Source organism: Rhodobacter sp. CZR27 (assembly GCF_002407205.1).
GTDB lineage: Bacteria > Pseudomonadota > Alphaproteobacteria > Rhodobacterales > Rhodobacteraceae > Cereibacter_A.
Genome location: NZ_CP023549.1, coordinates 384138 through 398708, shown reverse-complemented (window position 1 = coordinate 398708; position 14571 = coordinate 384138). Strand labels below are relative to the sequence as shown.

The 14571-nt window shown below is 69.7% G+C and carries 12 protein-coding genes; 6 read left to right on the top strand and 6 right to left on the bottom strand.

The window, feature by feature from the left end; all coding sequences use genetic code 11:
* The first annotated feature begins 61 nt into the window (after positions 1-61).
* Positions 62-1096 carry a hypothetical protein gene (locus CK951_RS18035; RefSeq protein ID WP_157764662.1) on the top strand — a complete coding sequence of 345 codons (1035 nt, stop codon included), beginning with the start codon at positions 62-64 and terminating at the stop codon, positions 1094-1096.
* 340 nt (positions 1097-1436) lie between these two features.
* Here CK951_RS18035 and CK951_RS18030 read toward each other — a convergent pair whose 3' ends face one another.
* The 3 genes from CK951_RS18030 to CK951_RS18020 all read right to left on the bottom strand — a co-directional run bounded on the left by CK951_RS18030 (position 1437) and on the right by CK951_RS18020 (position 5132).
* A complete protein-coding gene (locus tag CK951_RS18030) occupies positions 1437-1730 on the bottom strand; it encodes a zf-TFIIB domain-containing protein (RefSeq protein ID WP_096787611.1) in 294 nt (97 codons plus the stop codon).
* Positions 1731-2267: 537 nt separating this feature from the next.
* Positions 2268-4364, bottom strand: a complete 2097-nt coding sequence (locus tag CK951_RS18025; RefSeq protein ID WP_096787610.1) for an alkyl/aryl-sulfatase — start codon at positions 4362-4364, stop codon at positions 2268-2270.
* A 30-nt stretch (positions 4365-4394) separates the two neighbouring features.
* Positions 4395-5132: a hypothetical protein gene (locus CK951_RS18020; RefSeq protein WP_096787952.1), complete on the bottom strand. Its 738-nt coding sequence runs from the start codon at positions 5130-5132 to the stop codon at positions 4395-4397.
* Between the two features lie 156 nt (positions 5133-5288).
* Between CK951_RS18020 and CK951_RS18015 the strand changes: the two genes are divergently transcribed.
* The 4 genes from CK951_RS18015 to CK951_RS18000 all read left to right on the top strand — a co-directional run bounded on the left by CK951_RS18015 (position 5289) and on the right by CK951_RS18000 (position 9374).
* A complete protein-coding gene (locus CK951_RS18015; protein WP_096787609.1) occupies positions 5289-5972 on the top strand; it encodes a Crp/Fnr family transcriptional regulator in 684 nt (227 codons plus the stop codon).
* A gap of 352 nt (positions 5973-6324) precedes the next feature.
* Positions 6325-6546 carry a hypothetical protein gene (locus tag CK951_RS18010; protein ID WP_096787608.1) on the top strand — a complete coding sequence of 74 codons (222 nt, stop codon included), beginning with the start codon at positions 6325-6327 and terminating at the stop codon, positions 6544-6546.
* A gap of 337 nt (positions 6547-6883) precedes the next feature.
* Entirely contained in the window at positions 6884-8536 is a 1653-nt protein-coding gene (locus CK951_RS18005) for a methyl-accepting chemotaxis protein (protein ID WP_096787607.1), read from the top strand.
* 325 nt (positions 8537-8861) lie between these two features.
* Complete coding sequence (locus tag CK951_RS18000; RefSeq protein WP_157764660.1) at positions 8862-9374, top strand: chemotaxis protein CheW; 513 nt, start codon at positions 8862-8864, stop codon at positions 9372-9374.
* Between the two features lie 103 nt (positions 9375-9477).
* Here the strand turns inward: CK951_RS18000 and CK951_RS17995 are convergent, their stop codons facing one another.
* Both CK951_RS17995 and CK951_RS17990 read right to left on the bottom strand, forming a co-directional pair.
* Entirely contained in the window at positions 9478-10695 is a 1218-nt protein-coding gene (locus CK951_RS17995; protein ID WP_096787605.1) for a PAS domain-containing protein, read from the bottom strand.
* Positions 10696-11001: 306 nt separating this feature from the next.
* Positions 11002-11349 carry a helix-turn-helix domain-containing protein gene (locus tag CK951_RS17990; protein WP_096787604.1) on the bottom strand — a complete coding sequence of 116 codons (348 nt, stop codon included), beginning with the start codon at positions 11347-11349 and terminating at the stop codon, positions 11002-11004.
* A 481-nt stretch (positions 11350-11830) separates the two neighbouring features.
* On the opposite strand from CK951_RS17990, the gene CK951_RS17985 reads away from it, so the two are divergent.
* Positions 11831-13255 (top strand): cytochrome P450, encoded by a 1425-nt coding sequence (locus tag CK951_RS17985; protein WP_157764658.1) that lies wholly within the window; start codon positions 11831-11833, stop codon positions 13253-13255.
* A gap of 374 nt (positions 13256-13629) precedes the next feature.
* Here CK951_RS17985 and CK951_RS17980 read toward each other — a convergent pair whose 3' ends face one another.
* Positions 13630-14496 carry a DUF2189 domain-containing protein gene (locus tag CK951_RS17980; RefSeq protein ID WP_096787602.1) on the bottom strand — a complete coding sequence of 289 codons (867 nt, stop codon included), beginning with the start codon at positions 14494-14496 and terminating at the stop codon, positions 13630-13632.
* Positions 14497-14571 lie beyond the last annotated feature (75 nt).

Here is a 14571-nt window from a genome sequence, read left to right as displayed (position 1 = left end):
CGGGTTCTGATTTTTCCCTTTTTATTGCGCAGCTAAAGGCATAGCCTCAGCCATGGCTGGAATGCTGAGCAGTTTCGCGCAGGGCCTTGCCGACGGCCTTGCCGGTCCTCCACATCTCGACCCCGACGTGCCCGGGCAGCGTTGGGCACGACCCGTCGGGCATGCCGCGCCCTCCGGACCGCCCGCTGGCCCGGCGCCCCTTGCGGTGGCGATGCAGGTCTGCCTGCCGGCTTCCCTATGGGACTGGCCATCCGACTCCCTGGGCTCGGTTTCGGCCAAGCTCTACGAGTTCGTCTCCTACGTGCCGGAGCGACCGGACGACTGGGGGGCCTATGGCGCCACGACGGATCGCGTAAGCGACGCCTATGGCCTCTTCCTGTCGGCTCTGCAGCCGAACGCGACAGTGCAGGCGGCACAGGCGGCGCTTGCCGAGCCTGCGAACCAGACCCAGGTGCAGTTTCCGAACGGGCCTATGATGATGCCGAACTGGACGGTGACCGAAACCCCCAGCCAGTTCGTGAGCAACGTCGCCGGAAGGCCGGATCTCGCCTCGACCATCGTCGTCGATCTCGCGGGCACAAGCGACGGCGCCACTTCGGGGAAGGCGCTGTTCAGCATCGGTCGGAATGGCTCCGCGGGCACGCCGGTCGGTCTTGGAAAGGGCGATGTGCGGCAGTTAAGGCTTCATGCCGACGCCTGGGGCAACATCCCGGTCCGGCCCGGCGGGTGGTTCAACGGTGCGCTGGTGGGAGTTTTCGCGGATGGCCCCTATCAGGCCGGATTCTCGCGGGACAAGTTCTTCGGCAAGACGGGCGTTCTGCGCGGGATGATCAGCGGGCTGAGGGTCGGGCTGAACGTCTCGGTGGTGGCGACGATGAGCAAGAGTGCAGCATCCCGCATGCAGACTGCGGCCCGCACGGGCACGGCGATCCGTGTCGGCGGTCTGGGTTACGATGCAGCGGCACTGACGGTATCGGAAGCGGATGGACTGAGCGAGGTGCGCCTGCCGGCCACCGCCGGCCTGTCGGAGCTTGGAACACCGATCGGCACGGAAACGCCGGTTCTGGTGGGCGTGGATGTGACCGCGCTTGGCTGACCCGCTGTGCCGGGCGCATCCGATCCGTTCGTCGCGGCCGGCCTGCAAGCAGTCCGCGGCTGACCGGCGCTTTGACGTCACGAGATGGACTTTGCCGCGCAGCCGCCGCTCCCTGTTCCGTCCCGCTCCGGGAAGGACCGGAGCCAGGACCAAGCCCGCGCCGGGGCCGGGGTGCCTCGGGCCGGGAAACGTGACGCCGCGCGAGGTCCGGCCTGCCAGACCGCCGGGACCACATCCGGGTCGCGTTGGAACGCCCTCGACACCGCGGATCGGCGCGCGTGGCCTGCGCCCGGGGCCGGAGCGGAACGAGCCTCGAGCGCTGGTTGCGCAACCGGCCCGGCTAGAAGTCGAACAGATCGCCGAGGAAGCTTTCCTTCCTCTTCCGGTAGCGGCCGTGCTGGTGGTCGTCGTGATGGCCGAATCCGCTCTCGCGCGAATGAACCGGCGCCTCCTGCGGCCGAGAGGGGCGGTGATCCTGACGGGACTCGGGCGCAGGGGCAACCATCGCGCGGTCGATGATCTTTTCAAGTTCTCCCCGGTCGAGCCAGACTCCCCGGCACTTCGGGCAATAGTCGATCTCCACGCCGCTGCGCTCGGTCATCAGCAGTGTTTCGTTGTCGATCGGGCACTTCATGAGTGACTTCTCCCAGCAATGCGAACCACAGGCACCGGGACATCCCCGACGCGGATGCCGCGGGCCATCGCCTGCGCCAGGCGGCCATCCTGCTGGGCAGGTAATGTCTCCGCGCTGCCGATCAAGATGCGGCCGCAGCGCGGGGCTGCCGGTAAAGGGAGCGCCCGCGGGGTGCTGTTGCCGGGGCGAGCCGCATGGCCGCTCCGGGTGGCCCTCGGCACGTTCCTGACGGCCGGTCGCCGGAGGGGCGCTGCCGGCGCAACCTTCGAGGCCCGCACATGGGCCGGGCTCATGTTCGCCCGACCCTGATCATCGCCACCGCGAGGCTGGCAGGCATCGGAATCGTCGGACATCGGCCGGCCCACAGCGCGACGGGCTGCCTGCGCGTCGGGGCAAAGCCGGGGGCAGGCGTGGCGGGGGCGGGCTTCAGCCAGAGCAGGAAGCGGTTGCGGCGCCGGGGCTTCGACCGGGCCACGGCGCAGGGCCCGCAGGAGTCCGGGCCCCCGGCTTCGCGGAGAGCCCGACGCCCCGCAGTCGCTACTCGGAGGCCACGGCTCCGATATCGCCTTCGAAGGGGTGGAACTCCGCAAGGACCGTCCGACCCACCGTGCCGGGCATGATCTCGAAGCGGGGATCGAAGTCGACCATGAGCCCGGCGAGTTTTCCCAGGAGCGCCGGATCCCCCTCCGCCCGGGCCGTGCCATCGGCCAGCAGCGCCTCGAGTTCCACCTCGCCGGCCATCACGCGCTCGAGATCGCTGCGGTTCACCGTCAGCGTCAGGTCGGCGTCTTCCGCATGGAAGCCCTGGATATTGGTCAGGGTCTCGTTCGCCAGCTCGACCACGAAGCGCTCGCCGTTGTCGGGCGTGACGAGGTTCATGACGAAGGCAAGGCCCTCGGCACGGCGCCCGTCCATGCGGATGGCGAGGAAGTTCAGGAAAAGCTCGGTCGTCATCGCGCGGATCACATCCGGGCTCGCGCTGCTCGTCACGGCGCCCTGCGGGATGCCCGAGCGAAGCTCGTAGGCGGCCGCAAGGAAGCTGTTGCGCAGCCCCGGGTTCTCCTGCTGATAGCCGATCTGCTCGAACGCATCGGCCAGCGCGTCCTTTGCCGCGCCGTTGTCCGGCTCGGCCTGGACGAGCTTGTCGAGGATCTCTGTGGCGCGGAGGTAGTCGCCCGCCTCGTGCAGCTCGGCCGCCTTGGCAAGGATCGGGCCGGCGCCGCCCATCATCTCGACGTAGAGCGGGGCCGACTCCGCCGGCGAGAGCGGGATCAGCGTCGTGGGGTTGCAGTCCCAGAATCCGAGGAAGCGCTGCACCACCCCGCGGGCGTTGTGCTCGGGCGAGCCGTGATAGCCGCGACAGTGCCATTTCGCCTGAAGGGTCCGCGGCACCTGATAGACGTTGTGGACCTGGTTGATGGTCACGCCCTGGTTGGCATGGTGCAGCACCTGGTTGTTCATGTGCGCATAAAGGTCACGTTGGTCCCGAAGCACCTCGCGGATGCGCGCATTGCCCCAGCGCGGCCAGTGGTGCGAGGCGAACATCACCTCGGCCTCCTGTCCGAAGCGGTAGAGCGCCTCGTTGATGTATTTCGACCAGTTCAGCGGATCGCGCACCTGCGCGCCGCGCAGGGTGTAGATGTTGTGCAGGGTGGCTGTGACGTTCTCCGCCATCCACAGCGCCTTCATGTCGGGGATGTAGGTGTTCATCTCCCGCGGCGCCTCGGTGTTGGGCGTGTTCTGGAAGATCATGCGCACGCCGTCGACCTCGAACTCCTCGATCGGTTCGCTGACGTAGCGGGTGGGCGCGAACAGGCTTGTGGCCCCCGCCGGCACGCGGTGGCCGAGCCCCTGCGTCACGAAGCCATGCGGGCTTGCCGGCAGAAGCAGGCCATACTGGTAGAACAGCCGCCGGTTCATCGCGTTGCCGGCATAGACGTTCTCGGAAATCGCGAACTGCATGTAGTCGTGCGGCGCGATGATCTCGACCCGGCCCTCGCGTACGTCGGCCTCGGTCAGGACGCCCCGGACGCCGCCGAAGTGGTCGCCGTGGGTGTGCGAGTAGATCACCGCCGAGACCGGCAGGCCCTCGCCCACGTGCTTCTGGAACAGTTGCCATGCGGCGCGGGCGGTCTCGGTCGTGGTCATCACGTCGAAGATGATCCAGCCGGTCTTGCCGCGCACGAAGGTCATGTCGGACAGGTCGAACCCGCGCACCTGGTAGATGCCGGGGATCACCTCGTAGAGCCCGTAGTTGTTGTTCAGCCGGGCGATCCGCACCATCGAGGGGTGGATGCTGTCGAAGTCCCCCTCTGCCTCAAGGAAGTCGTAGTCCGACATGTCGAAGGCCACGTTGCCGGCGTCGGCCATGATCTGCTTGTCCGGCATCCGCGCGATGAGGCCGCGCGCCTGCTCCTCGAGATCGCGGGTATCGTCCAGCGGAAGCGTGTTCCGTGCCTCCGACAGCACCTTCAGCGTGTGGGCCGAGGGTCCCTTGCCCTTGGGGTGGAAATGGCCCGGCAGCGTCGCCGGTTCGGCGCGGGCAGGACTGCCTTCCCACGCGAGACCACCCGCCACGGCGAATGCGGCCCCTGCCGACGGGATGGACGTAATGAACTCGCGTCTCGTCGTCATCGTGCTCTCCCTGTTTCCGTTCGTCGGGGATCAGAACCGGGCCGTCAGGCCCAAAAGGGGGCCGTCCAGCTCCAGATCCACGTCGCGCCCCTCGATCTCCTTCTCGATGGACAGCCGGCGCCAGCCACCCTGCACCGACCAGCGGTCGCTGATCTGGTAGCCGAGGGTGCCGACGGCCTGCCATGTGCGGTCGGACCCGCCGCCCGAGCCGCCGACGTCCGCAAGGACCGCGGCGAACCAGCGATCAGACAGCGCGACCCGGAAGCGGCCCCCGACAACGGGGTCCACCCAGCTTTCCCCAAGGTCGAAGCTGCGGGCGGGCAGCAGGCCCGGATCGAGCCCCACGTCCAGATCCAGACTGATGGAGCGCACCCCCGCCATCACGTCCGCCGCCATCCGGTCGTCTTCCTGAAAGCGATAGGCGACATAGGCGCTGGCGGCGACAAGCTCGGTCTCCACCGTCGCCTGCGAGAACAGCTTGCCGAACGGCGTGTCCCTGCTCTCGGACAGGTCCGAATAGACCAGATCGGCGATCAGGCCCCAGCGGCCGCGCCGCGCCTCGAACAGACCCATCAGGGCGAAGTCCGTGGCCGAAAGCACGTCGTCGATGCCGGCCTCGGCGTCCAGCGTTCCGAAGCGCGTATCGACGGAGGTGGCGGCGCCGGGCGTCCAGATGTAGGGCGACAGCGTGAAGGTCCAGTCGGCCTCCTGGGCCTGTGCCGCTCCGGCCAGGGCCACGACCGGAAGGGCGGTCATCATCCGTTTCATGCGCAGCATCGGCACGGCGGTCTCTCCCCGGAACCCGGCATCATGCGGCCGCGCGGAAACGTGGCCCATTGATGCGTATCAAGGACGTGTCGAGGACGGTGCTCGATCCTCTCGGCGGCAAGGCTATCCCGGCAGCGACGGGGAGAAATGCGACGGATGAAGCAATCCGCCGACAAATCGGTCGAGGACCTGCGCAGCCTTTCCACCCTCGGATGGCTGGCGCGGCAACCTGTCGAGTTCCAGATGAGGCTGGCGGCGGTGGGTCGCTGGGCGACGATCGAGCGTGGCCAGCAACTCTACACCGTCGGCGACCCGCCGAATGCCATCTTCGGGCTGGAGGAGGGGCTTCTGGACGTGTCCATCCCGATCTCCTCCGACGAGGAGGTCACGATCTATCGCGCGAGGCCGGGCTTCTGGGTCGGGGATTCGGCCCTGCTGGCGGGCACGACGCGATCGATCACCGTCTCGGCCGCCACCGAGTGCCGCGTGTTCCGCCTGCCGATCGGGGCGGTGCGGCGCGCCTTGCAGGAGCATCCCGAGGACTGGATCTGCTTCTTCCGGCTCAACCACGAGAACGCGACTCTGGCCGTGCGCATCCTTGCCGAGGTGCTTTCGCTGCCGCCCAGGGTGCGGTTCGCCCGCATGCTGCTGCGGCTTGCCTGTCCCGACGGATCGGTCCGGGCCACGCAGGAGGATCTTGGCCGGATGGCCGGGATGAGCCGTGCCGCGTTCCGCCGTGCCTTCGCGACGCTGATCGACAGCGGAGCGGTGCGCACGGAATATGGTGGCGTGCGGATCACTGATCGGGCCGCGCTCGAACGCGAGGCCGAAACGGGTTGACGCGGCGCCTTGCGGGCCGGCGGCGACGGACGTCTCCCGCACTGCAAGGCGCGCTCGGCTGGGGGCGGTTGGACCGCTGCGGTGGATCCCATGGCCCGGGCGGGACATCCGCAGGCGCTTGCGTCGGCGACAGCGCCTCCGGCCGCTCCGGCAGGAACGTGCGGCGGCGCTGCGACCCCCAGGGACCGCCCGACCCGGCTGACGCAGCCGCATCCCGTAGCCCTGTTTGACGCTCCGCAACGACCCGCACGCGCCCGTCGGGGAAGTGGGCAGAGGGGTGTAATCCCAAGGGTCGCTTCCGTAGCGAAAGAACGGGCCTTACCCGCGTTCGGAGGGGTGTTCTCATGGCCGGATGTGGCGCAAGACGACGGTGTCGGGGCCGCGCAAGCTGCGCCTCGCCCGACTCCGGATCGATCGGAATCGACATGACGACGACGCTGAACGAGCCGCGCGCCGCGACCGGTTGCGCTGGTGGCCAGCTGCCAAGGCAAGCACCGGCGGCGCAAGGGCGGACAGCATCCTCATCGCCCGCGATCCGTCGGTGCACCTGCGTCATGCGCGCTTCGACACGTGAACCGGCCGGCGATGCGCCCGGGGCGCTCCGGGGCCGCGACGGGCGTCGGTGCGGATCCACCGGCGCCCTCGCGCCGCATCCGAACGGGCGGCGCCATGTCCGGTCCTGATCCCATCGGCGAGCGCGCGAGGAACCGCGCTGCGGGCCTTCCCGGGTCGGCACCGGCTCTGCGCGGCGCGCGCCCGCACCTGCAGCCCTGGATGTGCCGCGAGCATGGCCCCGTCTTCTGCGGGCCCGATGCCCGGCACCGCTTTCCACCGATCCGGACACTCTGCCCGCCTGGGGGCGGGTCAATGGCGGCGTCATGCCCGCCCGGTGAACATACAAGGACATCCCGATGAGACTGACGATCAAGACCAAGCTGATCGCGACCTTCCTTCTCGTGCTCGCACTGTCGGGCGCGGCGATCGGATCGGCGATCATCCGCATGGGCGAACTGAACGAACGGCTGGACCAGATCGTGTCCGAGGAAACCCGCAAGGTCATGCTGGCGGGACGCCTGAACGAAGAGCAACTCAGGGTGAAGGGCGCCATGCGCGACATGCTGCTCGCACCGGGCGCCGCCGAGCGAGACGCGGCGATCGAGGAGGTGCAGAACACCCGGCTCCGGCAGGTCGAGGCTTTCGACCAGCTTGCAGCCCTCACCCGCGGCGACGAGCGCGCCGCCCTCCTGCAGAACTACCGCAGGCTCTGGGACGAGGCGCGGGCGACGAACGAGAAGGCGATCAACCTCGTGCTGGGCGGCAATGTCGAGGGCGCGCGTGCCGCCATGACGACGCCGGAACAACTCGCGCGGCAGAAGGAGCGCATCGAACTGATCGGGAAGCTGCGCGACGGTCTGCTCGAGAAGCTCGAGGAGGCCAAGGCATGGGCCGACGCCGACTACAGGGCGGCGATACAGGAACTCGTGCTGATCGTGGCGGCGGCCGCCGCTGCTGGCCTCGGCGCCGCAATCTGGATCGTGCTGTCGATCTCGCGCGGGCTGTCGCGCGCGGTGGAACTCACGCGCAGCGTGGCCGCGGGCGACCTCGACGTGAAGGTCGAACTTCGCGGCCAGGACGAGGTGACCGACCTGCTTCGGGCCGCCAACGAGATGGTGGTTAAGCTGCGAGAGGTGGTGATCGACGTCGGCGGGGCTGCCCGGCAGGTGGCTGAGGGCAGCACGGAGATGGCCGCAACCTCGGAACAGCTGAGCCAGGGCGCGGCCGAGCAGGCGTCGGCCACGGCGGAGGCCTCGGCCTCGGTCGAGCAGATGGCGGCCAGCATCAGCCAGGCGTCGGAGAACGCGATCCAGACCGAGCGGATGGCCTCGAAATCCGCCGCCGATGCCCGCGCCAGCGGCGAGGCCGTGGCCGAGGCCGTGGACCAGATGCAGGCGATTGCCAGCAAGATCCTGATCGTGCAGGAGATCGCCCGGCAGACCGACCTTCTCGCGCTCAATGCCGCGGTCGAGGCGGCCCGGGCGGGCGAGCATGGCCGCGGCTTCGCGGTGGTGGCGGCCGAGGTGCGCAAGCTGGCCGAGCGCAGCCAGACGGCGGCTGCCGAGATCGCGGACCTGTCCGCCAGCACCGTGCGCGCCGCGAATGCCGCCGGCACGATGCTGAACCGGCTGGTGCCCGACATCGAGCAGACCTCGGTGCTGGTCAGCGACATCTCGGTGGCCGCGCGGGAACTCAGCTCCGGCGCCCAGCAGGTCTCTGCAGCCATCGAGCAGCTGGACAAGGTCACGCAGCAGAACTCGGCGGCGTCGGAACAGCTTTCGGCCGGCGCCGTGGAGCTTTCCGCACAGGCCGAGCAGATGGAGACTTCGATGGGCTACTTCCGGTTCGGCGGCGGCGCCGGGACGCATCCGGTGACGCAGGCCCCGCAACCGTCGCCGGGCCGCCCGCGGCCCGTGGTGGCGCATCCCAAGGCCCGCGGAGGCTTTGCGCTGGACATGACCGCCGGGGATCGTCTCGATGCGGACTTCGTGCGCCATGACGCGGCATGATGCCAAAGCGTGGCACGTGACGGTCGCGGCCGGTGCGGCGGGTTGCGAGGGGCCGGCCGGTCGGCGGCCGCAGGTCCTGCACGGCCCGTTGCAGCCGCGCCCGTCCGGCGGTGGCCTCGGCGGACGTCCGGACAATCGCACGGCCGCGCAGGCCCCCCCTGCGGTGGCGTGAGTGCCCGATGCGATGACCGCGCACCTCGACAGCGCCGGCAGTCCCGCGGGCGGGCGGGTGGCCCCTGATCCATCGGCCGAGGGTGGGGCCTGCGGGTCGCAGGGCGCCTCGGCTGCCCGGGCGGGCGGCCCTGCCGCCCCGTGCGACCCGCCCGTGAGGGCGCAATGCGATGTGCGCGATCTGCTTCTGCCGTCCGCCCTGCTGGTCATGGCGGGCGGCAGGCCCTGTGCGATCCCGGCGGGGCGGATCCTCCAGATCTTCTCGCCGGTCGAACTGATGCCGCTTCCGCACGCGCCGGCACATCTGCTGGGCAGGATCGCCGCGCAGGACGACTGCCTGTCGGTCTTCGACCTCGACGTCCTCGTCGGGGGGCAGGCGGTCCGGACCGGCAGTGGCACGCGGCTTGTCGTGGTGCGCGTCCTGCGCCAGGGCTGGGACGGCTGGCATTCGCTCGTGCTTCGGGTGACGGGGGTAGAGGGGCTGGTTGCCTGCAGCGGGACGGTGCCCGGCTCCGGACACGCCGCGGACCCGCTGCAAGCCCGGGCCGCTCATCCCGCAAGCATCCGGCACAGTGACAGGGACATTCCGCTTCTCGATCTGGACTGGCTGCTCGACATCCAGCGGCTGGCTGCCCTTGCCAGCGGGGCGGCCGCAGCCGCAAGGTGATGCGGATCGCAGGGCCTGCGACGCGCCGCGCACCCCCGCATCGGACACCGCCAAAGAGGGGCGAAGCGGCCCGCTCTCTCGCCATTGCCTTCGGAACAGGCGGTCAGGCGGCCGCAGCCCGGACGCCCCGCCCATGCGCGTTGGTGCGGTGGAGACGCTCGCCGATCTCGTCCTGGAAGGCATCGAGCTGGCCCACGATCTCGTCGAGCGCGCCGTCGGTCTTGCGGAGCACTGCGCTTTCGATCCGGCTCAGCATCCGGATCGAGTCGAGCGCGCCCACATGGTGGCGCATCTGTGCAAGGTGCGTCTCGAGGTCGGCCGCGTCGGACCGGGCGCGCCTCTTGCAGTCCTCGGCCCGCGCGCCGTAATGCGCGGCGGCCTCGGCCAGCCGGACGCGCTCCGCTTCCGGATCGCCGACGCCCGCCTCGGCGTCCTGCGTAAAATTGGCCGACATTTCCTCGAGAAGCAGCTTTGCCGCCTGCAGGAACAGGTTCTCGGCAGCCGAGCCCGCGATGCTGCCGTTGCTGCCGCCCGCCCGCTTCTCGATCCACCGGGTCATCTCGTTCGACAGGAGCGCATAGTTGTCGGCGATCGCGCTCAGCGCCCGCCCGTCGCCGCCAAGGCGCGAGGCGACGATGCGAAGGTTCGTGGTGATCATGATCGACTTGCGGAACAGGTGCCGCATGCCGGCAAGCTCGATCTCGATGCGATCCGCCGAGCGTGCAGCCGTCAGGGCGGCGGCCAGCGCGGGCGCCGGCAGACCCACCGCGTCCGCGCGGTTTCCGATCTCGGCCGCAAGGGCCTGCGCCTGAAACGAGTCATAGCTGGGAAAGCCGTCCCGCCGGAGCCGACCGAGCAGGTCCTCTGCCCCTGCCACGGGCGCCGCCCCCTGCGCCTCGGCGGCCTGAAGGTCGGCGTAGATGTCGCGCACGCGGGCGAAGGTCGGGCTGCCGGGCTTGATCCGGACCGACAGGAAGCCGTCCCGGATCGGCACGACGACGGCGAAGACCCAGTAGGCCCGCCCGTCGGTCGAGCGGTTGCAGACATAGACGCCGGTGGGCTTGCCCGCCTTCAGCCGGTCCCAGAGCAGGTGGAACGCGGCCCGGGGCATCAGGGGATGGCGGACGATCCGGTGCGGCGCGCCGATCAGCTGCTCAGCCTCGTAGCCCGAAACCCGCTGGAAGACCGAGTTGCCGGCGCCAATCACTCCGCGGCTGTCGGTGCGCGAGAAGAAGATCTCGTCAAAGCCGAAGGGAACCTCGTCGTCCTGCGGGAACGGGATGATGTCGGAGGCATCTCGGGAGGGTTCGGGCAAGGTCATCGGCAGGCCTCTGGGCTGGCCTCGCGGCACAGCGGTTAATCCGTTACATCCGGCATCGGGGCTTTGAGGCCGCCCTGTCACTGGCTACCGATCCGGCCTTGCGGATCGTTGCGGAAGCGACAGCCTTGCCGGAGGGCCGTCTTCCGAGGGGTTCATACCACCGGACGAAAACTTGACCAAGCAGTTCAAAAGGTTGGGTCGGATGGTCCCGGATCGACGGCCGGTGGTCCCTTGGGGGTCTCGAACGTCGGGGTGAAAGGCGCCGGCGGACGGGGCCACAAGGCGACCGCGTCTGCGGCGCCATCGTCAGGCAGCGCCTTCGCCCAGCACGATCGCGAGGTTCAGCAGGCTGCGGCGCTTTGGCTCGGGGATGGCGAGAAAATGGCGCACGAGGTCGAGCGCACAACTGTCGGGCGCGTCGGGCGAGGCGGGTGTCGCGCGCTCTTGGCCGAAGAAGAAGGCGATCGGCACGTCGAGCGCCTTCGCGATGTCCCAGAGCCGCGAGGCGCTGACGCGATTGGCCCCCGTCTCGTATTTCTGGACCTGCTGGAACCCGATGCCGACCTGCCGGGCGAGTTGCTGCTGCGACATGCCGAGCATCCAGCGACGGTGGCGGATGCGGCGGCCGACTTCGAGGTCGACGGGATGGGCCATGGTCAGTCTTCCGGTCTGGCATGCCGTCTGCACGGGCAGGCGGGCGGGTGTTGTCGTCGGCTGCCTTCTTGCAGCTTCCCGCTGACCCGCCCAGCCGGGCAATCGCAGGCATGCCCTTGGGCATGCCTCGCCGTTCGGCGCCGGGCGAGGCGCGTCCGACAGCGGCCCCTGCATGAGGGGATGCCCCTGCCACCCGTTCAGGTGGTGCCATGCATCCCGATACGGGCAAGGACCGCAGAAAGGCCGGAACACCGCGGCGGAAGCCGGGTCGCAAGCGCTCGGGGCGCATGGTTCCTTCGCGACGCATCAGGTTCGGCCCGGGGCTTTCGGTGATCCGGGCGCCTTGTCCGGCTGAAGTCGATGTCGCTCGTGGCGGATCGCCACCTGCGCCCGTCCGGCCGCGCGCTGAACGCCATCGCAGACGGGATGCGGCCCGATGTGTTAGGGTCATCCTCTATCGTCCATTGCCGAGGAGACCACCGTGCCTGCTCCCGCTCCGGACCTGTCCCACATTCCGGCCGTTCCCGGCCTCCCCTTGCTCGGCAACACGCTGCAGATCCTGCGCGACCCCTATGCCTTTCACACCGGCACCCGCGACCGGCTTGGTCCGCTCTACCGGGTCCGGTTCCTCGGCCATGAGGTCGTGGCCGCCCATGGTATCGATGCGGTCGAGATGGTGTTCCTGAACCGCGACGGCGCCTTTTCCAATGCCCGGGGGTGGGAGATGATCGCGCCGCTGTTCGGGGGCGGGCTGCTCCTGCGCGACGGGGCCGAGCATCGGACGCACCGGCGGATGCTTCAGCCGGCCTTCCGGGCCGAGGTCCTGCGGCGCACGCTCCGCCTCATGTCGAGACGGATCGAGGCCGAGATCGCCCACTGGCCGGTGGACCGCCCGTTCAGGTTCTTCTGGGCGATCCGTCAGCTTACCCGGGGCGTCGCGGCCGAAGCGTTCATGGGGATAACCGACCGGCGGACAAGCGACCGGCTGGGCGATGCATTCCTTGCGGAACTCGATGCCACCGCGGCGCCGATCCGGACGCCGCTGCCCTTCACCCGCATGGCGCGCGGCCTGCGGGCCCGCGCCTTCCTGAAGGACCATTTCGCGAGGCTGATCGAGGAGCGCCGGCAAGGCTCGGGCCATGACATCTTCTCCGAACTCTGCCGGCTCAGGACCGAGGACGGCGAGTGGCTCGACGCCGGGACGTTGACCGACCATTTCAACTTCCTCCTCTTCGCGGCCTTCGACACCTCCACGACCAGCGTGACGGCGATGGCCGAGCAGCTTGCGCTGCATCCCGAATGGCAGGAGGCCATGGCCGAGGAGGTGGCGGCCCTGAAGGGCGACCTCGGCTTCGAGGCGCTGGAGACGATGCAGGCTACCGAGAGGGTCTTCCGGGAGGCGCTGCGGCTGGTGGCGCCAGTGCCCTTCGTGGCACGAGGCGTGCTGCGCGCGGTCGAGATCCACGGGGTCACGATCCCGCCCGGCGCGATCGTCTCTGCCTGCCCGGGGCTGGTGATGATGGACCCCGCGATCTGGACCTCGCCCGAGCGCTTCGACCCCGACCGCTTCGCCGAGCCGCGCACCGAAGACCGCCGGCATCCCTTCGCCTGGGCGCCGTTCGGGGGCGGTGCGCACAAGTGCCTCGGCATGCATTTTGCGATGATGGAGGTGAAGGCGTTCTTCGCCGCGTTCCTGCCGCGTTTCCGGATCGCGGCGCGGGCGCCCGCCGAATGGCGCCGGCTGCCGATCCCGCGGCCGACCGACGGTTTGCGCGTCACCCTGACCCGCGACCGGCCGTTCCAGCGCCGGCCCGGCCGCGATCGCTCGTCCGGTCTCACGGATCATCCCCACCGCAGCGCGACGCGGCCCGCAGGTTCGCAGCAGGCGCCGGTCGGGGGCGATTGATGCCCATCACCATGATGCAGCGGTCGCTGGGCCTCCGCCTCTGATCCTGCATTCCCTCGGCGTGCCGATGGCGCACTGGGACTGGCGCCGATCCACCGCGGCCAATCGGGTGGGGGCCAGGGCTGCGGCTTCGGACATTCATGGGTCCAGCGGTCGCCCGTACCCGCCCGCCTGCCGCCCAGAGCCGGCGCAGCGCATCGCTCGGGTCGCTTCCGCAACGGGTGCATGTCCCTCGTTGACGCATCGTCCGTGTCATGCGGAAGGATGCGGCCGCGTCGGTCCCGCGGCCGGCCGGTGTAGCCGGATCGGGCTGCGCGGCCGGTCGACCGGGACAGGCTGCGCGGCCTTTGCTCGCCCGGCGGCCGCAACGGGCGTCAGCGCACCGCCAGGCGGTAGAGATGCCATGTGGCGTGGCCGAGGATCGGCAGCACGAAGATCAGCCCCAGGAACATCGGTATCGTCCCGACCACGAGCAGGACCACCACCACCACCCCCCAGGCGGCGACGGTCACCGGGTTCTGCCGTGTCAGCCTGAGCGACGTTGCTACCGCCGTGGCCACCCCGACGTGACGGTCGAGAAGCAGCGGGACCGACACGATCGTCATGGCAAGGGTAGCTGCGGCGAGGACGAAGCCCGTCCCGCAGCCGAGGATCAGCATGGTCCAGCCGGGGACCGTCGTGAAGACCTCGCGCAGGAAGGCCGGGACCGAGGCCGGCGCCTCGGGTCCGAGCGTGACGAAGAAAATGAAGTAGGCCGCCAGCATCCAGAGCACGAAGACGCCGACAAGACCCAGGCCCATGGCGAACAGGGCCCCGCTGGCGGGCGATGTCAGCACCCCGAATGCGGCGCCGAGGCCGGCGGGCTCGTCCCGCTCGCGGCGCCGGCTCATCTCGTAGAGGCCCACCGCCGCGATCGGGCCGAGCAGCGCGAATCCCGACATCAGCGGGAAGATCAGCGGCACCAGCTCGCGCTGGAAGGCGAGCGCGGCCAGGCACAGGCCGACGATCGGGTAGAGGATCACCACGAAGATCACGTCGCTGCGCAGTGCCGCGAAATCATCCGCGCCCCGGCGGAGCGCCAGCCCGATGTCGTCCAGATCCAGCCGCCTGAGCTGTGGCGAGGCCGTGATGTCGTCGCCCCGGATGGACTGCGCCGCCGAGCCCAGATAGCGCGACGAGCCGGCCAGCGCCTCCACCGCCCAGGACAGGGGATTACCGATTGTCTTGACCGCTTTGCCCATTGCGAACCTCCTCGCGGGTGTCCAGCGGTGCCTCGACCGGGCAACTCGTCACCGGTCCAGCACCGGCACGTCCGC